At 47.3% G+C, this 19,567-nt stretch carries 18 protein-coding genes; 13 read left to right on the top strand and 5 right to left on the bottom strand.

What is annotated here, in order from left to right:
* Positions 1–16: 16 nt before the first annotated feature.
* A complete protein-coding gene (locus ABDW16_RS09355; protein WP_343669255.1) occupies positions 17–1,639 on the top strand; it encodes an ABC-F family ATP-binding cassette domain-containing protein in 1,623 nt (540 codons plus the stop codon).
* A 96-nt stretch (positions 1,640–1,735) separates the two neighbouring features.
* On the opposite strand, the gene ABDW16_RS09350 is transcribed toward ABDW16_RS09355, so the two are convergent.
* Positions 1,736–4,105, bottom strand: coding sequence for a discoidin domain-containing protein (locus ABDW16_RS09350; protein WP_343669253.1), 2,370 nt, complete (start codon positions 4,103–4,105; stop codon positions 1,736–1,738).
* 103 nt (positions 4,106–4,208) lie between these two features.
* Between ABDW16_RS09350 and ABDW16_RS09345 the strand changes: the two genes are divergently transcribed.
* The 4 genes from ABDW16_RS09345 to ABDW16_RS09330 are packed head-to-tail and all read left to right on the top strand — an operon-like array spanning position 4,209 to position 7,678.
* Positions 4,209–4,934, top strand: coding sequence for a DUF72 domain-containing protein (locus ABDW16_RS09345; protein WP_343669252.1), 726 nt, complete (start codon positions 4,209–4,211; stop codon positions 4,932–4,934).
* Between the two features lie 23 nt (positions 4,935–4,957).
* Entirely contained in the window at positions 4,958–6,067 is a 1,110-nt protein-coding gene (locus tag ABDW16_RS09340) for a hypothetical protein (protein ID WP_343669250.1), read from the top strand.
* Between the two features lie 30 nt (positions 6,068–6,097).
* The gene (locus ABDW16_RS09335) at positions 6,098–6,787 is read left to right on the top strand and encodes a DUF2461 domain-containing protein (protein ID WP_343669248.1); all 690 of its coding nucleotides are present in this window, start codon (positions 6,098–6,100) and stop codon (positions 6,785–6,787) included.
* A 27-nt stretch (positions 6,788–6,814) separates the two neighbouring features.
* Positions 6,815–7,678, top strand: a complete 864-nt coding sequence (locus tag ABDW16_RS09330) for a serine hydrolase (RefSeq protein WP_343669247.1) — start codon at positions 6,815–6,817, stop codon at positions 7,676–7,678.
* On the opposite strand, the gene ABDW16_RS09325 is transcribed toward ABDW16_RS09330, so the two are convergent.
* On the bottom strand, positions 7,675–9,231 hold the full coding sequence (locus tag ABDW16_RS09325) for a T9SS type A sorting domain-containing protein (RefSeq protein WP_343669246.1): 1,557 nt from the start codon (positions 9,229–9,231) through the stop codon (positions 7,675–7,677). The genes ABDW16_RS09330 and ABDW16_RS09325 overlap by 4 nt on opposite strands.
* 94 nt (positions 9,232–9,325) lie before the next feature.
* Here ABDW16_RS09325 and ABDW16_RS09320 point away from each other — a divergent pair, with 94 nt between their 5' ends.
* A complete protein-coding gene (locus ABDW16_RS09320) occupies positions 9,326–9,607 on the top strand; it encodes a hypothetical protein (protein WP_343669245.1) in 282 nt (93 codons plus the stop codon).
* Here the strand turns inward: ABDW16_RS09320 and ABDW16_RS09315 are convergent.
* The gene (locus ABDW16_RS09315) at positions 9,574–10,665 is read right to left on the bottom strand and encodes an anaerobic sulfatase maturase (protein ID WP_343669243.1); all 1,092 of its coding nucleotides are present in this window, start codon (positions 10,663–10,665) and stop codon (positions 9,574–9,576) included. The two genes, ABDW16_RS09320 and ABDW16_RS09315, sit on opposite strands and share 34 nt — an antisense overlap.
* A gap of 231 nt (positions 10,666–10,896) precedes the next feature.
* Here ABDW16_RS09315 and ABDW16_RS09310 point away from each other — a divergent pair, with 231 nt between their 5' ends.
* Both ABDW16_RS09310 and ABDW16_RS09305 read left to right on the top strand, forming a co-directional pair.
* Positions 10,897–11,040 carry a hypothetical protein gene (locus ABDW16_RS09310; RefSeq protein WP_343669241.1) on the top strand — a complete coding sequence of 48 codons (144 nt, stop codon included), beginning with the start codon at positions 10,897–10,899 and terminating at the stop codon, positions 11,038–11,040.
* 81 nt (positions 11,041–11,121) lie between these two features.
* Positions 11,122–11,835 carry an alpha/beta hydrolase gene (locus ABDW16_RS09305; RefSeq protein ID WP_343669239.1) on the top strand — a complete coding sequence of 238 codons (714 nt, stop codon included), beginning with the start codon at positions 11,122–11,124 and terminating at the stop codon, positions 11,833–11,835.
* On the opposite strand, the gene ABDW16_RS09300 is transcribed toward ABDW16_RS09305, so the two are convergent.
* Complete coding sequence (locus ABDW16_RS09300) at positions 11,805–13,190, bottom strand: carboxylesterase family protein (protein WP_343669237.1); 1,386 nt, start codon at positions 13,188–13,190, stop codon at positions 11,805–11,807. The genes ABDW16_RS09305 and ABDW16_RS09300 overlap by 31 nt on opposite strands.
* Before the next feature lie 78 nt (positions 13,191–13,268).
* Between ABDW16_RS09300 and ABDW16_RS09295 the strand changes: the two genes are divergently transcribed.
* The 5 genes from ABDW16_RS09295 (at position 13,269) to ABDW16_RS09275 (ending at position 18,724) form a co-directional block, all read left to right on the top strand.
* Positions 13,269–14,363, top strand: a complete 1,095-nt coding sequence (locus tag ABDW16_RS09295) for a VWA domain-containing protein (protein ID WP_343669236.1) — start codon at positions 13,269–13,271, stop codon at positions 14,361–14,363.
* Between the two features lie 32 nt (positions 14,364–14,395).
* Positions 14,396–15,907, top strand: coding sequence for a magnesium chelatase (locus ABDW16_RS09290; protein WP_343669235.1), 1,512 nt, complete (start codon positions 14,396–14,398; stop codon positions 15,905–15,907).
* 98 nt (positions 15,908–16,005) lie between these two features.
* A complete protein-coding gene (locus ABDW16_RS09285) occupies positions 16,006–16,587 on the top strand; it encodes a TetR family transcriptional regulator C-terminal domain-containing protein (RefSeq protein ID WP_343669233.1) in 582 nt (193 codons plus the stop codon).
* 14 nt (positions 16,588–16,601) lie between these two features.
* Positions 16,602–17,369, top strand: a complete 768-nt coding sequence (locus ABDW16_RS09280; protein ID WP_343669232.1) for an SDR family oxidoreductase — start codon at positions 16,602–16,604, stop codon at positions 17,367–17,369.
* A 41-nt stretch (positions 17,370–17,410) separates the two neighbouring features.
* The gene (locus ABDW16_RS09275; protein WP_343669230.1) at positions 17,411–18,724 is read left to right on the top strand and encodes a Gfo/Idh/MocA family oxidoreductase; all 1,314 of its coding nucleotides are present in this window, start codon (positions 17,411–17,413) and stop codon (positions 18,722–18,724) included.
* 280 nt (positions 18,725–19,004) lie between these two features.
* On the opposite strand, the gene ABDW16_RS09270 is transcribed toward ABDW16_RS09275, so the two are convergent.
* Positions 19,005–19,511: a GNAT family N-acetyltransferase gene (locus ABDW16_RS09270; RefSeq protein WP_343669229.1), complete on the bottom strand. Its 507-nt coding sequence runs from the start codon at positions 19,509–19,511 to the stop codon at positions 19,005–19,007.
* Between the last annotated feature and the right edge of the window lie 56 nt (positions 19,512–19,567).

The following is a 19,567-nucleotide window of genomic DNA, read 5'->3' as shown; positions in this document are numbered from 1 at the left end:
CTGAAGAAAATAGTCCATGTTCACTTTACAACAGGTAACCTATCTGCATCCTGATAAGGATCTGCTATTCGATCATATTGACCTCACCATTCCAACACATGCCAAATGCGCTCTGATTGGAAATAACGGTGCAGGTAAATCCACCCTGCTCAAACTCATGGCAGGCCTGCTTACACCAGCTTCCGGTACCATTCATACCGGTACCCGGCCGTATTATATACCACAACATTTTGGTCAGTATAATGAGCTCACAATTGCACAGGCTTTACATATCGATCATAAAATAAACGCCCTACATCGCATCCTGGAAGGCGATGTTTCCGAATCCAATATGACACTGCTGGATGACGACTGGACCATTGAAGAACGGTCCGCCACCGCGCTCTTACACTGGGGCCTGCAGGACTTTCCCCTCTCCCAGCCCATACGCACTCTCAGTGGCGGACAAAAAACTAAAGTCTTCCTGGCCGGCATTGGCATCCATGAGCCAGACATCATCCTGCTGGATGAACCCAGCAATCATCTTGATAGTCATGGCCGTGAATTGCTGTATGACCTGATCGAACATACAGCCGCCACCATCGTAGTAGTCAGTCATGACCGGCAATTACTACAACTCCCCGACCAGGTATTTGAGTTGAGTAAAAAAGGCATTAGCATCTATGGCGGTAACTACGACTTCTATCTTGCGCAAAAGCAGATAGAAAACAATGCCCTTGCACAGGATTTAAAAAGCAAGGAAAAAGCCCTCCGCAAAGCCAGGGAGACTGAAAGGGAAACCAATGAAAGACAGCAAAAATTAGATGCCCGCGGCAGAAAGAAACAGGAAAAAGAAGGGCTGCCCACCATCTCCCTGAATACCTTCCGCAACAATGCAGAGAAGAGCACCGCCCGTGTAAAAGGCGCACACGAAGAGAAAGTGGGCCAGCTTGCACAAGACCTGCAGGACCTGCGCAAAGAACTTCCTGACATGGACAAAATGAAACTGGGATTTGAAAATGCCAACCTGCACAAAGGCAAACTCCTCATCAACGCACAGGATATTAATTTCAGTTATCAGCAACTACCACATGTAATCAATTCCAGCTACCTACAAACCTTCCTCTGGTCACAGCCACTCAGCTTCCAGATCAATAGCGGAGAAAGACTGGCCATCAAAGGACTGAACGGTTCGGGAAAAACAACCCTGATCAAAATGATCCTTGGACAACTGACGCCGGGCACTGGTACACTCGCCAGCCAGGCGGGTAAAACCGTATATATCGACCAGGATTATTCGCTGATCCATAACCAGCTGAGCGTATACGACCAGGCGCAATTATTCAATCATTCCGCCCTGCAGGAGCATGAAATAAAAATTCGCCTGACCCGTTTTCTCTTTACTAAAGAGTATTGGGATAAACCTTGCAACACCCTCAGCGGCGGCGAAAAAATGCGCCTTCTGCTCTGCTGTCTGACCATTGACCAACAGCCGCCTGATATGATCATTCTGGACGAGCCGACCAATAACCTGGATATTCAGAATGTGGACATTCTCACAGCAGCCATCAATGCATACGATGGCACATTGATCGTTATTTCTCACGATCAGTATTTCCTGGAAGCAGTACGCGCAGTCAGGGCGATTGAACTAAAATAAATTTCTCACGATCAATATTGCATTACGATTTACCTAAAATAAAATACCGCCCCGGCACAATCACCGGGACGGTATATGACCTATGTTCAAACAATTTTATTGTACTGCAATCTTTTGGGTCCGGCCATTAACGTGTATAATGTAAATACCCCTTGGCCAACCTGAAACGTTCAGCTGTAACTGGTTTACATCCTGTGTGAGGAGTGTAGTATACATAGCTGTTCCGTTCATACTGTATACCCGCAGTACAGTGGGCAGTTTGATGCCCTGTACCTGTACATTGAGTAAATTGGTCGTTGGATTTGGATAGGCATGCAGGGCGAAATCGACAGTCCCCGAAATCTTGCGGGCGGCTGTTATTGCATCACTGCCATGAATCACCACTTCCCAGAGTGATATACCATAAGCAGTAGCACGTTTCAAACCATACACGCGTACAAAAAGCGCATTCACTGCCGGAAAACTAATCGTTTCCGTACCACCCGCGCCATTCGTCACAGTTTGTTGTACAGTCCAGTTAATACTATCTAAAGAAGTCTCAATACGATAACTGGTTGCATACGCAGCTTCCCATTTAAGCACCACCTCCGATACTGCGCGAATGGTATCGAGTTCTACGCTTACCCATTGACTATCCTTAAATGCAGATGACCAGCGGGTAGTAGAATCATTGCCGTCAAATGCATAGCTGGCAGGGAAATCTGCTGTTTCTACAGAAGAGGCAACGGCCTTTTTACCCGCAGCTAAATCTTCTGACTGTAATACAAAGTTTACCCAGTTCAGGTTGAACTGATCACTTTCCATATAGATTCTTAACACCTTCTTACCAGTAGTCAGCACCGGCGTAGTCACGTTTACGGTAGTCCATGTCTGCCAGCCACCAGTATTAGGCACACTGATGGTGCCGGTAAAATTCTGACCATCCAGTTCTGCATGGAAAGCCTTGCCGGTAGCTGTAGTTGCAACGCGTGCCTGGAAAGTATATACCCCTGCTTTCGTAATATTGACAGTGTATTCCAGCCATTCACTGGTATGCGTAGCCCCTACATCATATCCCCCATTGGTATCTGTACAGCCTTCGATATCTACACCCTCCGTCGTTCTGTACTGACCTAAGGTGTTGCTGACATCCAGGTCATGATAGGCCACGCCTTCACCTCCATTATCAAAGTTCTCCGCTTCAATCTTCCCGGGAATGGGCCAGGCGCTCCCACTATATGGGCTTTGCGCAGCACTGCCATATACTTCCAGTTCATAAACAGAGTAGCCATATGCGGTAGACCTGGCCGTACCATAAATCCGTACATAGCGGCCAGTACCACTCAGGCCTGTCAGGTCATTCGTCAGGGTCGTATTGCCACTCACAGATTTGATCGTGGTCCAGCTGCCCGCATCTGCTGACACCTGTACCTGGTAAGCAGTAGCAGATGCTGTTTCCCAGGTGATCTTCACTTCACTGATATCATAGTTTGCACCCAGGTCTACATACACCCACTGTGGATCACTGAAGGCCGAAGACCAGCGGGTAGTGTAACTACCATCCGTCGCGTTGGCAGCTACATAGGTCGTACCCGTTTCTACCGAAGATGCTACGGCAGTTTTACCCTTGGCAAGGTTCTGCGGCACCGGTGTACTACCTGAACATACAGTACCCAATGTGCTGTATATAGCATTGATATCACCATATTCAGAAGCGATATCCCAGATCATAATTCCACCTGCTGTGGATTTTGCCAAAGTGGCTTTCTGGATGTGCTCAGATGTATTATTATCTGAACTATAAAAGGGCACGCCCAGCATACGCTTGCTTTGTGGTACGCCCCTTGATGTCCAGTAAGACATGGAGCTGCTGGCCAGACTGTAATTACCGTAGCACATAATGTTCACAAGATCCAGCATGGAGACATCGTCATAGTGATCGCCGTTGTTGCTGGCACTCTCAGAAACTGCTGCGGTAAACAGTTTACCCATGCCGTGGATCTTAGTACCCAGGGCTGTGGCCAGTGCATTCCACTTTGCCTTGGTAGTGGGGTATTCCCAATCCAGGTCAATTCCGTCCAGGTTGTACTGCGTGATGAGGTTTCCGCAGGCCGTGGCCAGGTTATTGATGTAAGTGGTATTGCCGGATATGGTCTCAAACGGTGTATTGTTGGGGGATGAATCCAGCCAGCCACCGATAGACAACAGCACTTTTACATTGGCAGCATGTGCGCGGGTCACAAGGTCGGTCAATGAAGCACTATTGTCTACAGATCCAATCTTACCATCCGTGCCGGGAATGGCAAAAGCATACATAATATGCGTGTACTTTGTGTAGTCGATTTTCGAAGGGCTGTTGATGTAATAGCTGCCGCCAGCTACCCACGAAGGATAATACCCTACGATGTTGTAACATGATACCTGTGAGAAGCATTTCACAGAGAGCATGACGAGGAATAAAAGAATGATTACTTTGAGTTTTTGCATCGTGAGATGTTTAATGGTTTTACTGTTGAATGAGGGAAATTGATGAACATAGGTATCATCCAAATATAATTGTTTATAATATATAATCAAACAGGATAATTGTATGAACCGCCTGTATAAATCGGGTACCAGCGGGCTGGTACTACCCGTACCCAACAAGGCTTCTTTCCCGCCGGCGTATCGTGACAAGAGCCGGCTTACTTACTATTCCAGTTTGTTTAACAGCATTGAAATCAATAGCTCATTTTATAAAGTACCTAAAGAAAGCACGGTAAAAAAATGGACGGAAGAAGTGCCTCCTCATTTCGTATTTACCTTTAAACTCTGGCGGGAAATTACCCATGTAAAGGGGTTAGCTTTTAATCCCAAAGATGTGTTAAATTTTATGTCCGTCATTGACCAGGTAGGAGACCAGAAAGGCTGTCTGCTGGTACAGTTTCCCCCTTCCCTGACCATCGATGGTTTTAGCCAGGTAGAAGCGCTGCTGGAGCTCATTTCAGGGTGGAAGGTAGCGCTGGAATTCAGGCATCCGGGCTGGTATATCAGCGAAACGTTTGAGTTAGCCGATGAATATGGTGCCAGTATAGTCCTGCACGATATCCCAAAATCCAGGAATACCCGGTTAAATAACAAGGCAGATTTTGTTTACCTTCGGTTTCACGGTCCGGCTGGCGACTACAAAGGAGGTTATACCCAGGTTCAGTTGGAACAACATGCTTTACAGATCAAAGAATGGATGGAGAAAGGGAAAGAGGTGTATGTGTATTTCAATAACACCATCGGGGATGCAATTACCAATCTGATGACATTGAATACACTGATCGGTTAAACGGGACAAAAATCACCCTATATATGAAAAAGTTAATGGTAACCATTTGCTGCTGCTGTGCACTATACCAGGGTTACGCCCAGGACAGCATCCGTCTCAAATTTCTGGCCCAGAGTGAGCAATACAATGACATGATCAATTTTACTACCCAACCCGATACCCTTTCATCTCCCGCATTGTATTACCTGGCTTTGGCTTATCATATCATGTCAAAGGACAGCATGGCACAAAAAACGCTGGACATGGCCTGTGCCAAATCACCTAAAGATTACAGGAATTACTACCTGAAAGGTTCCCTCCTCAACTACGAGGAAAAGTTCGAAGAAGCCATACCCATGTTTCAAAAATCACTGGCTTGCGATATCAACGCGGCAAGCTATGAGGGAATGGGTATTGCCTATTACTACCTGAAAAAATACCCACAGGCCATGGAAGTGTTTACCAAAGCAACAGAACTGCCGGATGCAGATAGCCGGTCCGGTTTCATGATTGGCCAGATTTATATCGCCCAGAATGAAAATGAAAAAGCACTGGCGCATTATTACAAACTCAAAGAAACCATGAATAAAGATGATGAACATTATAAGACTGTTCTCTACGACATCATCGACCTGGAAAACAAGGAAGGCCGCACGGACCAGGCGCTACCCATCATAGAAGAAATGCTGGCTACTGACTCTGCCGATTATGAAGCCTTCACCAGGTTGATCCAGGTTCAGTATCACAATAAGGACTATGTGAAAGGGGAACAGTTAAAAGCAAAAATGTATGCCGCACAGCGGGATGGCAAATTTATAAATAACCGCTACCTGAACGACCGGTTTTGCTTTGACAAATTTAAATGGACAGACAAAGAGGTGATGGTGTATGAAAGATATGAGCATGGTAAATCCAGCCGCATTTACAATAAGATCATTTTTGTGGTAGTAGACAAAGCCGGCTTTGCTGAAAGAACAATCCAGACAGAATACTCTCCTATCAGTGAGGAATTGGGCGGTCAGACGTATATCCTCTGTGGCAATAAAGGAGACACCCATTTCAACTATGCCCTGGGCTTCGATGATAATTCAAAGTATGAAGACCTGAAGACCGCAGTACTGGATATCCTGAATAATAAAAAAACTGCTCATTAAGATTATCTTTGCCATTCAATTATCATTGTCATGGCAAAACAATCACAGGTTGTTATACCTGCATCTGGATTCGACTTCCTGGAAAAATTACGGAAGAACAATAACCGTGAATGGTTTAATGAACATAAAACAATTTACCAGCAGGAACTGCAGCATATTGAAAACTTTGCTGAAGCCCTGCTGGCTAAGATGAATACACACGACCTGATTGAAACCCCTTCAGGCAAAAAAAGCATTTACCGCATTTACAGGGATACCCGCTTTTCACACGATAAAACACCCTACAAAACACATTGGAGCGGTAGCTTTAAGCGCGCGACCAAACAGCGCAGGGGTGGGTATTATTTTCATATCGAAAAGGGGAACAGCTTTGTAGCAGGTGGCTTCTTTGGCCCTGTGCCGGCCGATCTGAAACTGATCAGGGATGATATTGCTTTTGACCCGGCACCTTTGCAGAAAATTATTCATAGTAAGGTATTTACGTCTTCTTTTGGCACCCTGCAGGGCGAACAGTTAAAAACAGCCCCTAAAGGCTATCCTGCCGATCATGAAGCCATCGACCTGTTGCGCTATAAGCAATACCTGCTGATCAGGAAATTTCCGGACGAAGCCGTGATGGAAGCATCCTTTCTGGAAGAAGCGAATAAGACATTTAAGGCAATGCGGCCGTTTTTTGATTATATGAGTGAGGTGCTGACTTCAAACGGTAATGGGGAATAATTCAGCAGGATTTTTTATCTTAAGGGCATGAAGTTCCTCTTACTTGCACTTTTGCTCCCATCCCTTGCCTTTGCCCAGCATGATCTAAAACTGGAAAAGGGCCTTCGCGATGTGATCTCCGGTTTTCACGGAGACGTAGGTATCTATGTTCGCAACCTGAAAACCGGCCACTACGCCGAAATCAATGCCGACAGCATCTTCCCTACCGCCAGCATCGTCAAGGTGCCCATACTGGTAGGGGTATTCGACAAGATAGAAAAGGGAGAACTACAATACCACCAGCCACTCGTATACAGGGACAGTATCAAATACGGCGGCTCAGGTATTATGCAGTACTTCAAAGACAGTACAGACACAGACCTCAGCGTGCTCCTCGCCCTCATGATGTCGTACAGTGACAACACCGCTTCGCTCTGGAACCAGGCCCTCGCGGGTGGTGGCGAACGTATTAACCAGCTCATGGAACAATACGGTCTGCATGTAACAAGGGTAAACTCCCGTACCGCCGGCCGCCAGGAAATATGGAAAATCTACGGCTGGGGCATGACCACACCCCGTGAAATAACCACCCTGATGATCAAAATCCGCGATGGAGTAGTCATCAGCAAATCCGCCTCCGAAAGAATGTATCGGCTCATGACCCATCCTTACTACGACGAAGGCGCTATCTCCGCCATTCCACCCTATGTACAGGCAGCCCATAAGTCCGGCGCCATAGACGCATCCAGGTCCGAAGTCGTATATGTGAATGCCCCACATGGGGAATACGCTTTCTATATCGGCACCAAAAATATCGCCGACCAAAGCTGGACAGACGATAACGAAGCGGCAAACCTGATCCGGAAAGTATCTAAATACCTGTGGGAGCATTTCGAAAAAAACAGGCATTAATGTACTACGACGATCTTCCTTACCCGGGTACCCACTCTTAAAAAGTAATTACCCGAAGGCAGATCGGCGGTGCTGATATTAAATATCGGCCCTGTACTATTCGTACTTCTTAAAATTTTTCCATTCATATTGATCACGTCCACCCGATAAGGGGTATTTTCTCCAACCTGCACAGTCACTGAATTGGTAGCCGGGTTGGGGAATACCTTAAAACCCTCATCTGCTACCTTCTTCGCTGCCATCAGTCCCCCATCTGCCAACCCATTAATATAATGCTCTAAATTCGTATACCCATCCGCATTCAGCGTCTTCCCATCTGCCGCACTATCAGGATTCAATCCATACCTCAGTTCCCACGCATCCGGCATCCCATCTCTATCCGTATCCGCCTGCGCCACGCCGCCATTCACCACACCCGGTCCGCCTGTAGGTAACAGATTCTCATTCGTAAATGTACCAATCGTAATTCCACCCGTTCCCAGCGACGCCAGTTCACTGATCATAATAGAATCCACCTGATCCCGTCTGGGAATATTCGCCCCTGCGCCCTGCAATACAATATTATAAGCCTGCTGTGCACTCACCACATTCCCGCTATCCGGCTGAATCGGATATGCAAACGGCACCGTCATCCAGTTCACCGCCCTATCGCCCACGCCGTAGTCAAACTGCTCCAGCAATCTGCCACTCAATGTACCATCCAGCGTACTATCATAATAATTCCCTGCACCATACGTACTGAAATTGAGATTCCCCCTGATAAAAGGAGCTGTATGATTATTGACCGTCGGCCCCGCAATAAAGAAATTGTTGATAATATTCGCTGCAGAAGCGCCTTCTGAATCGCCCAATATATATGCTCCCCCATCGCCCCAGTTGTAGACGATATTATTGACAAACTCATTCTTCCCCTTTACTTTTGGATTCCGTGTTTTGTTGTCAATATACAAATTGCGGTACAGTGACACCCCCCCATTTGTCTGGATCAAACCTCCACAGGAGTGGCTCCACAATCCCTGTCCGATAATAGAATACTGAATAGTAATATTCCCCGGCTCGTAGTTTTTATTATCCCAGCTGATTGAAAAATTCTCATCCCTGCCCCAGCTCACAGAAACGTGATCAAAAATCATATTGATGCCATTGGCAATTCCCAGCGCATCTTTTCCACTATCTCCATTCACCCCCATCCGCACGCGCAGATACCGTGTGATGGTATTACTGGCATTGGAATAAGACACCCCATTCCCATAAATCACAATCCCATCTCCGGGGGCAGTCTGCCCCGCAATGGTGATGTTTTGAGACACCACAATCCGGGAACTGATATGAATAATCCCGCCCACTTCAAACACCACAATCCGGTTGGGCTGGCTCACGGCATCACGAAAAGACCCGCTGCCGCTATCGTTCAGGTTGGTCACAATGTACACATCTCCTCCCCGTCCGCCGGTGGCAAAACGGCCAAAACCTTCCGCCCCGGGGAAAGATAACGTTTGAGCAGATAAAGTATGGGAAATGTATAAGCATGCAAAGAGTAACAGTTTTTTCATAGTAATTACTTTACTATAAAAATACAGGCCATTCCTGCTGTAGAATTGCTGACATATGGCCTGCCTTTTGCCCTACAACCATAAACTCAATCATATGACCAGGCAAATCACAATCAACTTAGATGGACAACAGTTCATGCTGGACCTGGAATTTGAACAACGCAATCATTCCATCGTCTACCATGTCACCCCAAACAAGCATTTCAGTGATCAGATCCCTGCAGGATTTGAAATGCAGCAAACTGATACGGAAGGTGCACCTACTTACGACGAATCACACCTGAGCGAACAGGGCAGACATATTGCTGAAACTATCAGTCACCAAATCAGCCTGCTGCCACCTCAGTTCAAAGGCGGAAAATTTGTTGAAGCATAACGCATTACATTCGCCGGAGACCGCCGCTGGGCCAGCTCATTGGCCATAAACTGCAAATATGGACGGATATGCCTGAAGAACAGCCTGTAACCTTCACAAAGGTAATTCAGACCATCTGGCTGCCTGTTCTTCGGGCATTCTCCTCTGCAATATTTATACACGTCACAGGAGCCACAGGCTGCGGCCAGCTGCCTGAACTTATTCACCCCAAACGTCTGCTGCTTTTCTGAACGCATCATCTCCTGCAAACTCCCTGTCAGTACATTCCCGATTTTATATTGCGGCCCCACAAAATGATCGCAGGCATATACATCACCGTTATGCTCAATCACAATCGATTGTCCGCAATAATCGTTGAACACACAACTCCCTGCCGGTACACCCACTTCATTTGCCAATGCCGCGTCAAAAACAGGCACGAAATACCGCCCCACATCTCTCTTTACCCACTCGTCAAAGATGCTGGTCATAAAGCGCCCAAATTCCAGCGGATGTACCGCTTCTTTTTTGCCAACAAGCGGAATAAACTGCATATACTCACTTCCTTCCCGTTTCAAAAACCGGTATACCTCTAAAGGTTTTTGCACATTCAAATCATGCACAACGGTCAGTGTATTAAATTCTACTCTGTACTTCAATAACAACTGTAATCCCCGCATCACCTGCTTAAAAGTCGGCTTTCCGCCCTTATTCACTCTATAAGGATCGTGCACTTCTGCCGGACCATCAATAGAAATCCCTACCAGGAAATTATTCTCTCTAAAAAAACGACACCAGTCGTCAGTCAACAACGTACCATTCGTCTGAAACGAATTCGTAATCACCTTTCCATTTCCGTATTGCTTTTGTAACTGCAATGCCTTTTTATAAAAAGGAATTCCCCGCAGGGTCGCTTCACCACCCTGCCACACGAAATCTACCTGCTGGCTGGGTTGCTCCCGGATATAATTCCGGATGTATGCTTCCAGCACTGTATCATCCATATAAGGTGTGCCCTTTTCCAGGTAATAACAATAGGAACATTGCAGATTGCAGGTTGCACCCGCAGGTTTTGCCATTAAATTGAAAGGAATTTGCATCATAACAACAAACCTATCTGAAAAAACCGGTGTAAACTATGACGGTGATCATTCATCCACAGCGGGTTACAGGCATTTTAACAGTAAATAACAATCCGATTCTGACTCTGGCATACTTTTCTCATTTACTATATCAGAAGTTTAAAAAACGCCTGCAGACGCCAACTTAAACAACAGTTATTGATCACAGTTTATTCAAACCTAATCATCATGAAAAATTTAAAATATTTCCTCATCGCAACATTGTTTATTGGCACCATCAGCTTAAGTAGCTGCCTGGTAGAGCGTGGCCCTGGTTACGGTCCTCCCCATGGATATCATCATCATCATTATCACGGTGGTTATCGCTACTAATAGTCTCGTGTTACAAATAAACAGCAAAGGCTGGGATGCTTATTGGGTAGGCATTCCGGCCTTTTCTTTATATTTGCGGGTATGAAAAAGCCCCAATTATTATTACTCCACGGCGCCATTGGCGCATCTCACCAGCTACAGGCTATTGCCGAAGCGCTGTCAGCACACTACACCATTCACCTGTATGACTTTCCGGGACATGGCGGGCAACCGCTACCAGCCGGTCCATTTTCTATTTCTTTTTTTGCTGCAGCAGTAGCGGATTATATCCGTGAGCAGCAACTGGAAAATCTCACAATTTTTGGCGCCAGTATGGGTGGGTATGTGGCGCTTTATCTGGCTAAAAATCATCCGGAACTGGTGGACAGGATTATTACCCTCGGCACCAAATTTCACTGGGATCCGGCTACAGCAGAAAAGGAAACGCAGCTACTGCAACCCGAAACAATGCTGGTGAAAGTACCGGGGTTTGCGCAGGCGCTGGAAAAAATGCACGCGCCTACTGACTGGAAAGTGGTGGTGGAACGAACGGCGCAGATGATGCTTGCAATGGGTGCAGAGAATCCATTACAGCCAGATGATTTTAAAAACATCTCCACGCCTACATTGATTTTATTGGGCGACCGCGATCGGATGGTCTCTTTTGAAGAAACCCTGCAAACCTATAAACTACTGCCGGATGCAGGTTTGGGTGTACTTCCCCATACCCCACACCCGGCAGAACTGGTCAATGCGCAGCTGGTAACTGCAATTATATTAGCGAATCAATCCAGCAAAAAGCCCATCGCGGGATAGTTCGGATCTTCATAACCGGGGATCTTATCTTCATGGGTAGGTTCCCCGTAAATCATTCCCAGCTTACGACTGTCGTATTTTGTCCATGGATTTTTTCCTTTGATAAAGTTCACCCAGTCCCGATGGATAGTTACCTGCAGCGCAGGATTTTCCAGCGCCTGCCGGCTGCGCCATATGTATGCCAGCTCCTGACCATGAGTAGCAGGGGGCTGTTCGAATGAGTACAGCCATACATTGGCTTTTTGCGCACCAAGTACATTTGCCAGCCGGTAAGTATGCAGCTGGTACATGATACGGCTCAGGGTTTGCACTTTGCCAGCAGTATCCGGTGGCACCTGTACCAGGTCGCCGTTTTTCCCAAACCAATCCCTGAGTGCCTGTCTATCCTCATCGTAGAGGCGCTTGTCCAGGTTCATAAATACCAATGCTTCGGCTTTATTGCTGCCGAGTAAGACCCTTACATTTTTGACAGGATGCTTTTTCAGCCAGTTGTACGCATCGCCGTACACGATCCTGTCATCGGCCATCGGCCCAAAGTAGTTTGTACCGGATGCACCTTTTAACACCTTTGCCTGTGCAGCAATAATATCGCTGACTGATAAGGTCAGGAATTGCCTGGGATCAGTGATCTTCAATGTATCCATCAGGCGCTGACGGATAGCAATGGCCGTAGTAGTATCCCTGATACAGTTTACGCCACCGCTTTCCAGCACCAGTTGCCGGTATTTACCTTTGGCAGCAGGTGTCACGAGCAGTACGCTGCTTAGTTTTGCACCTGCCGATTCACCCATCACAGTTACTTTATTGGGATCGCCACCAAATGCAGCAACGTTTTCCCTTATCCACTGCAGGGAAGCGACCAGGTCCAGCACTGCATTGTTCGGCGCAGTCTCATACCCGGGAATGTCTTTTAAATAAAGAAATCCCAGGGCGCCTAGTCTATAATTGATGGTAATTGTAACAATACTGTCATGATCTGCAAAGGCATGACCGTTCATCCACATGCCGGTGCCGCCTGTCATACCGCCGCCGTGTACCCATACTACTACCGGCTTTTTTCCTTTCAAACCTGGGGTATACAGGTTCAGCCGCAGACAATCTTCTTCGCCCACTACTTTCCCATTCCACTGCGGGGCTATGGGACCAAATGCTGTACACGAAAGAGTATCTTTCCAGGCGGGTCTGGGAGTAGGCGCCTTGAAGCGCGCTGCGCTGGCATAGGGAATTCCCTTGAAAACGAAGATGCCCTGCTCTTCGATGCCTTTAATGTAACCGCGGGTTGTTTTTACAGTCTGGGCCGTGGAAATGGTGCAATGGAAAATGAGGACCAATGCAGGAAATATCGATCTTAACATAAACATAAAATTAAAAAAATCCCGTACATCCTAATGCTGTCTTTGACTGTCAACTAAAATCACTAATTTAGAACTATTATGAGAGGCTTACATTTTTCCAAATTTGAACCCGACGAGCAGGGAAAATCGCCATTTGAGAAACTACTGGACGTGTTTACCCAACTGCTGACTTACACCAGCGGCGACGTCAGCGAAGCACTGCAATGGCTGACTGAACTGGACAAAGAATACCAGCTGACCAACGATGAATACGGTATCGGAGACTTCATACAGGAACTCAGGGAAAAAGGATACATCCGCGAAAACGAAGAAAACGGCAGTATTCAGATTACCGGAAAAACCGAACAGAACATCCGCAAACGTGCCCTCGAAGAAATATTTGGCAAGCTGAAAAAGTCAAACGTGGGCAACCATAACACCCGTAAATCCGGGCAGGGCGATGAACTGAATGCCGACTCCCGGCCTTACCAGTTTGGTGACGCACTGGAGCAGATCGATATGACAGCGTCTATCCGCAACGCCCAGATCAATCATGGTGTCGAGAGCTTTTCCATACATCAGGACGACCTGGAAATACAGGAAACGGATTTCAAAACACAAACGTCTACCGCCCTGATGATAGACATCTCCCACTCCATGATCCTCTACGGCGAAGACCGCATCACCCCCGCCAAAAAGGTAGCCATGGCACTGAGTGAACTCATTACCACCCGCTACCCCAAGGACACGCTGGATATTATCGTCTTCGGCAACGACGCCTGGCAGATAGAGATCAAAGACCTTCCATACCTGCAGGTAGGACCTTACCACACCAATACGGTGGCAGGCCTGGAACTGGCCATGGACATCCTGCGCAGACGCCGGAATCCCAACAAACAGATCTTCATGATCACCGATGGGAAACCTACCTGTCTCAAAGTCGGCAAACAGTATTACAAAAACAGCTTTGGCCTGGACCGCAAAATTCTGAACCGCACACTGAACCTCGCGGCACAATGCAAAAAGCTGAAAATTCCCATTACTACCTTCATGGTAGCCACTGACCCGTGGTTGCAAAAGTTCGTGACTGAATTCACCGAAACCAACAACGGGAAAGCATTCTTCTCCGGTCTTGACAAACTAGGCCAGTTCCTCTTCTTCGACTTCGAAAACGGGAAAAGAAAAGTGCTGTAAACTCAATTGTAATCAGTAAATCTTATCAATTAATGAATATTAACATCAGAACGCTAGGTGAGTTAAAGAAGAGTGGATATAAACCTAAATCAGTAAAAGAAGAGATCAGGCAAAACCTGATTAAAAAGTTACAACAAAAAGAGATCACTTTCCCAGGTATCATCGGTTACGAAGATACCGTTATCCCCGACACAGAAAGAGCATTACTGTCCAGGCACAATATCCTCTTCCTCGGTCTGCGCGGTCAGGCAAAAACCCGTATGGCCCGCCAGATGATCTCCCTGCTGGATGAATACATACCCATTGTGGAAGGTTCTGAAGTGAACGACAGCCCCTTCGACCCCCTTTCCAAATACGCCAGGGATATGGTCGCTGAACTCGGTGATGCCACCCCCATCTCCTGGCTGCCGGCAGAAGCCCGCTATGGCGAGAAACTCGCTACACCGGATGTATCTGTAGCCGACCTGGTAGGTGACATCGATCCTATCAAAGCGGCTAACCTGAAACTGAACTACGCAGATGAAAGAGTGATCCACTTCGGTATCATTCCCCGCTCTAACCGCGGCATCTTTGTCATCAACGAACTCCCCGACCTGCAGGCACGTATACAGGTTTCCCTGTTCAACATTCTGCAGGAAGGCGATATACAGATCCGTGGTTTCAAAGTACGTATGCCACTGGATATCCTCTTTATCTTCACCGCAAACCCGGAAGACTACACCAATCGCGGTTCTATCGTAACGCCGCTGAAAGACCGTATCGAAAGCCAGATCATTACCCACTATCCCAAGAGCGTGGAGAACTCCCTGCTCATCACGGAACAGGAAGCCAATGTACATGCAGAACAATCACATGTACAGATCAGTGATATGATCAAGCGCATGATCGAACAGGTAGCTTTTGAAGCGCGCAACAGCGAATATGTAGATAAAAAATCCGGTGTCTCTGCCCGTCTCACCATCGCTGCGTACGAAAATGCGGTGAGCGCCGGCGAACGCAGGGCCATCATCAATGGCGAAAAATCCACCTTTGTCCGCATTGCCGACTTGCAGGGTATTATTCCTGCCATCACCGGCAAGATTGAACTGGTATACGAAGGCGAACAGGAAGGGCCGCTGCAGGTAGCAGTGAACCTCCTGGACAAATCTATCCGTACGCTCTTTGCTACCTACTTCCCAAACCCGGATTCGTTCAAGAAGCGCAGCAAACAGGTACAGCAGGCCGAAAACCCATACCGGCAGGTGATCCAGTGGTTCGATAAAGGCAATGCCGTACAGCTGCTGCAGGACGTGAGCGATAAGCAGTACGAAACCGCCCTGTCAAAAGTAGATGGGCTGAAAGAGCTGATCAAAGTCCGCTTCCCGCAGGCAAACAAACAGGAGCAACTGCTGCTGATGGAATTTGTGCTGCATGGCCTGGCTTCTTATTCCTTAATCAGTAAGAAGGTGGTGGAAAATGAAACAAGGTTCAGCGACCTGCTGGGTACTATGATGAACTTTGGTACCAGCGCCGGTGAAGAAGAAGAAGAATCTGAAGATTTCTAAAATTAGGTTTACCTCATAAAACAAACCCCATCAATTGATGGGGTTTGTTGTTTTAATAAGGATTCCCTATTTTTGTAATGATTACTACAAAAATACAAATGAGAGGCAGACCGACCATTTACGATAACAAGGAAGCACTGACCAAAGCACAGCAGGTATTCTGGAATAAAGGATATACAGCCACTTCACTCCCTGATATCCTGCAGGCCATCGGCATAGGCGCCGGGAGCTTCTACAATGCCTTCAAAGGAGGTAAAAAAGAGCTGTTCAGCAAAGCGATACAACAGCGCCGGGAGGCTTTTGCGGCATTTAAAACGGAGCTAAAAAAAGCGCCAGTACCATTAGACCTCATTAAAGATTTCTTTCGCAGTATAGCTGCTGCCGATCAGCACACCCATATGCAGGGCTGCATCATCGTCAATACCGTTGTGGAAATGGCAAACCTGGATGCAGAACTGGAAGGAGAAGCGGTCACTATATTGAAAGAAGTAGAAGCCATGTTCACCGAAACCATTGCGGCTGCACAAAAAAGTGGCACGATCAGGAACCAGACAGATCCTGCAATATTAGGCCGTTATCTCATCACGCTCTGGAACGGGATGAATGTAACAAGGCGCATGTATCCTGACAATACCATCCTGGCAAAGCAAATAGACATGCAACTGGAAATACTCACTTAAATCAACTTACATACATGGATTTACAATTAAAAGGGAAGACTGCTTTCATCAGCGGGTCTTCGCAGGGGATCGGTTTTGCCATAGCGGAGCAGTTGCTGCAGGAAGGTGCTGCGGTGATTATCAATGGGCGAAATAAGGAAAAATTAGACCAGGCGGTCGCACAGTTACGCTCACTGGGTATGGTTTCGGGCATTGCAGGCGATATTGCGACCATAGTGAATGAAATACCGCCGGTAGATATACTGGTGAATAATGTGGGCATCTTTGACCTGCAATCATTCTTTGATCTGACGGATGAGGACTGGCTACATTTTTTCAATGTAAATGTGATGAGTAGTGTACGGTTATCACGTGCCTTGATGCCATTTATGCTGGAAAAGAAATGGGGTCGGATTATTTTCATCAGCAGTGAATCGGGGGTAAATATCCCGGCGAATATGATTCATTACGGCATGACTAAAACGGCCATGTTATCGATCAGCCGCGGGCTGGCGCAACTGACAAAAGGCACCCAGGTAACCGTAAACACAATATTGGGTGGCCCAACCTATTCCGATGGGGTAAAAAGTGCGGTAGAACAAATTGCCGCTGCGCAGCATATACCCGCAGACCAGTTAAAAGAAAATATTTTCAATGCGACCAATCCTGGTTCGTTACTCGGAAGATTTTTAAACCCTTCTGAGATGGCGCAACTGGCCGCCTACCTGGCATCTCCATTATCCATTGCTACAAATGGCGCTGCATTACGTGCAGACGGCGGTGTTTTAAATACCATCCTGTAAGATATTTTTATATCTTGTATACCGTCTCAATTTCCACATTTATGAACATAACCCGCAGAAAATTCATTCGTTCCGCGTCGACCCTTGCAGCGGGTGCCGGACTAGCCGCTTCCCTCCCATCCACATTGCGCGCCATGGCCCCCAGTGATCGCATTAACATCGCTGCCATCGGCATCAATGGCATGGGCTGGGCTGACCTGACAGCCATATTGAAAAACCCGGCCGCCAACTGCGTTGCCCTTTGTGATGTAGACAAGAATGTACTGGACAAAAGAGCCGGTGAACTGGCTGCCAAAGGCATTCAGGTCAAAACCTACGGCGACTACAGGCAGTTGCTCGACAACAAAGACATCGATGCAGTCATCATCGGTACACCGGATCACTGGCATTGCCTGCAAATGACAGATGCAGTATCTGCCGGTAAAGACGTGTATGTTGAAAAGCCGATCGGCAACTCTATTTCCGAAATCCGCGCCATGGTCGAAGCCCAGGAACGTACCAAACGTGTGGTACAGGTAGGCCAGTGGCAGCGCAGCATGCAGCACTTTAACGACGCCATCGCTTTTGTACATAGCGGTGCGCTGGGCCAGATCCGCCTTGTCAAAGCCTGGGCTTATATGGGCTGGATGCATTCCATTCCTGTAAAACCAGACAGCGAACCACCGGCTGGCGTGGATTACACCAGTTGGCTAGGCCCTGCGGAGAAACGGCCCTTTAACCCTAACCGGTTTCATTTCAACTTCCGCTGGTATTGGGATTATGCCGGTGGCCTGATGACCGACTGGGGGGTACACCTGCTGGACTACGCATTGCTTGGCATGAAAGCCACCGATCCGCAATCCATCATGGCAGCCGGGGGCAAATTCGCTTACCCGGACGATGCAGCAGAAACACCGGATACCCTCACCACCGTTTACCAGTTCGACGGCTTCAATATCCAGTGGGAACACGCCACCGGTATCAATGGCGGCCCTTATAACAGGGACCATGGCATTGCCTTCATCGGCAATAACGGCACCCTGGTTTTAGACAGGGGCGGCTGGGAAGTAGTACCTGAAAAAGAAGACGGCAAAGAGAAAATGCCGGCAGTACCCCGCAGGGAAAAAGTTGATAACGGACTGGATAAACATGCGACCAATTTCCTCGAAGTCATCAAATCCCGGAAACTGGAAGACCTGCATGCCCCGATACAGGTAGGCGCACATGTGGCAAAAGTGGCGCAAATGGGCAATATAGCCTATAAAACGGGCTTAAAACTACATTGGGATGCAGCACGTCAGCGCTTTGAAGAAAAGGCCGGGAATAAGCTTATTTCAGCACATTATCACAACGGCTATCACCTGCCACGTTCCTGACAGCTATAGCAATCCCTTAGTGCCAGGGGATCACTAAAAGGTCATCAAGAGGTCACTTCAATATCAAATCGATATAGAAGTGACCTTTTGGAGATCATATAGTGCCCTTATAGCACTAAGGCTATACCCTCTTTTAAGCGGTACGTCAGTCATAAAATTTCAATAATTGGAAAACACAAGGGGGTGGGTACGCTTCAGCGCGTAAATATCACATAACGGTCACCTGGCAATCATTGAGCATGTATTACCACTGGTGTTACAATATAAATGGCAGCCTTAATTAAGCTGCATTACCTGCACTCTCACTTTCTGGTTCAAGACTCATAGACAGGTAAACCGCATCGCTGATCGGATTGTCGTAATAAGCGGCGATTGGTCTGAATCCCAGTCCGGTGTAAAGGTCGATTGCACGGCGCATGTGCGCGAGGGTATCAAGCAAGATACGTTTATATCCCAGTCTGCGGCCAGCTTCGATGGCACTTGCTGCCAGCGCTTTTCCTACTCCATGACCTTTGTAAGCATCTCTTACAAAGAGGCGTTTCATTTCGCAGGTTGAATTTTCAAAAGCCCTTACGCCTACGCAGCCTGCAGGCTGTCCATCTACCAGCGCCAAAAACAGTGCACCCTCTGGCGCTACATAAGCAGGTTCCGGCAGGTTACTCAATTCTTCTTCAAAACGCTGAAAACTCAGGTCTACACTCAGCCAGTTAGCATACTCCCTGAAGAGGCCTTTTACCTGCTCCAGTCTTTTTACATCGTCCTTTGTTACTTCTACAATTTCCAACATACACTTCTTGGTTTGGTTACAAAAAATACAAAAGCCTCCTGAAGCATCAGAAGGCT

It is taken from the genome of Chitinophaga sp., from assembly GCF_039596135.1.
Lineage (GTDB): Bacteria > Bacteroidota > Bacteroidia > Chitinophagales > Chitinophagaceae > Chitinophaga.
This window is presented reverse-complemented; position numbering and strand designations above follow the sequence as displayed.

What these genes read in the sequence shown, in the direction of transcription:
- ABDW16_RS09355 (WP_343669255.1), top strand. Translation starts at nt 17, where the DNA reads ATGTTCACTTTACAACAGGTAACCTATCTGCATCCTGATAAGGATCTG.
- ABDW16_RS09350 (WP_343669253.1), bottom strand. Translation starts at nt 4,105, where the DNA reads ATGCAAAAACTCAAAGTAATCATTCTTTTATTCCTCGTCATGCTCTCT.
- ABDW16_RS09345 (WP_343669252.1), top strand. Translation starts at nt 4,209, where the DNA reads ATGAACCGCCTGTATAAATCGGGTACCAGCGGGCTGGTACTACCCGTA.
- ABDW16_RS09340 (WP_343669250.1), top strand. Translation starts at nt 4,958, where the DNA reads ATGAAAAAGTTAATGGTAACCATTTGCTGCTGCTGTGCACTATACCAG.
- ABDW16_RS09335 (WP_343669248.1), top strand. Translation starts at nt 6,098, where the DNA reads ATGGCAAAACAATCACAGGTTGTTATACCTGCATCTGGATTCGACTTC.
- ABDW16_RS09330 (WP_343669247.1), top strand. Translation starts at nt 6,815, where the DNA reads ATGAAGTTCCTCTTACTTGCACTTTTGCTCCCATCCCTTGCCTTTGCC.
- ABDW16_RS09325 (WP_343669246.1), bottom strand. Translation starts at nt 9,231, where the DNA reads ATGAAAAAACTGTTACTCTTTGCATGCTTATACATTTCCCATACTTTA.
- ABDW16_RS09320 (WP_343669245.1), top strand. Translation starts at nt 9,326, where the DNA reads ATGACCAGGCAAATCACAATCAACTTAGATGGACAACAGTTCATGCTG.
- ABDW16_RS09315 (WP_343669243.1), bottom strand. Translation starts at nt 10,665, where the DNA reads ATGGCAAAACCTGCGGGTGCAACCTGCAATCTGCAATGTTCCTATTGT.
- ABDW16_RS09310 (WP_343669241.1), top strand. Translation starts at nt 10,897, where the DNA reads ATGAAAAATTTAAAATATTTCCTCATCGCAACATTGTTTATTGGCACC.
- ABDW16_RS09305 (WP_343669239.1), top strand. Translation starts at nt 11,122, where the DNA reads ATGAAAAAGCCCCAATTATTATTACTCCACGGCGCCATTGGCGCATCT.
- ABDW16_RS09300 (WP_343669237.1), bottom strand. Translation starts at nt 13,190, where the DNA reads ATGTTAAGATCGATATTTCCTGCATTGGTCCTCATTTTCCATTGCACC.
- ABDW16_RS09295 (WP_343669236.1), top strand. Translation starts at nt 13,269, where the DNA reads ATGAGAGGCTTACATTTTTCCAAATTTGAACCCGACGAGCAGGGAAAA.
- ABDW16_RS09290 (WP_343669235.1), top strand. Translation starts at nt 14,396, where the DNA reads ATGAATATTAACATCAGAACGCTAGGTGAGTTAAAGAAGAGTGGATAT.
- ABDW16_RS09285 (WP_343669233.1), top strand. Translation starts at nt 16,006, where the DNA reads ATGAGAGGCAGACCGACCATTTACGATAACAAGGAAGCACTGACCAAA.
- ABDW16_RS09280 (WP_343669232.1), top strand. Translation starts at nt 16,602, where the DNA reads ATGGATTTACAATTAAAAGGGAAGACTGCTTTCATCAGCGGGTCTTCG.
- ABDW16_RS09275 (WP_343669230.1), top strand. Translation starts at nt 17,411, where the DNA reads ATGAACATAACCCGCAGAAAATTCATTCGTTCCGCGTCGACCCTTGCA.
- ABDW16_RS09270 (WP_343669229.1), bottom strand. Translation starts at nt 19,511, where the DNA reads ATGTTGGAAATTGTAGAAGTAACAAAGGACGATGTAAAAAGACTGGAG.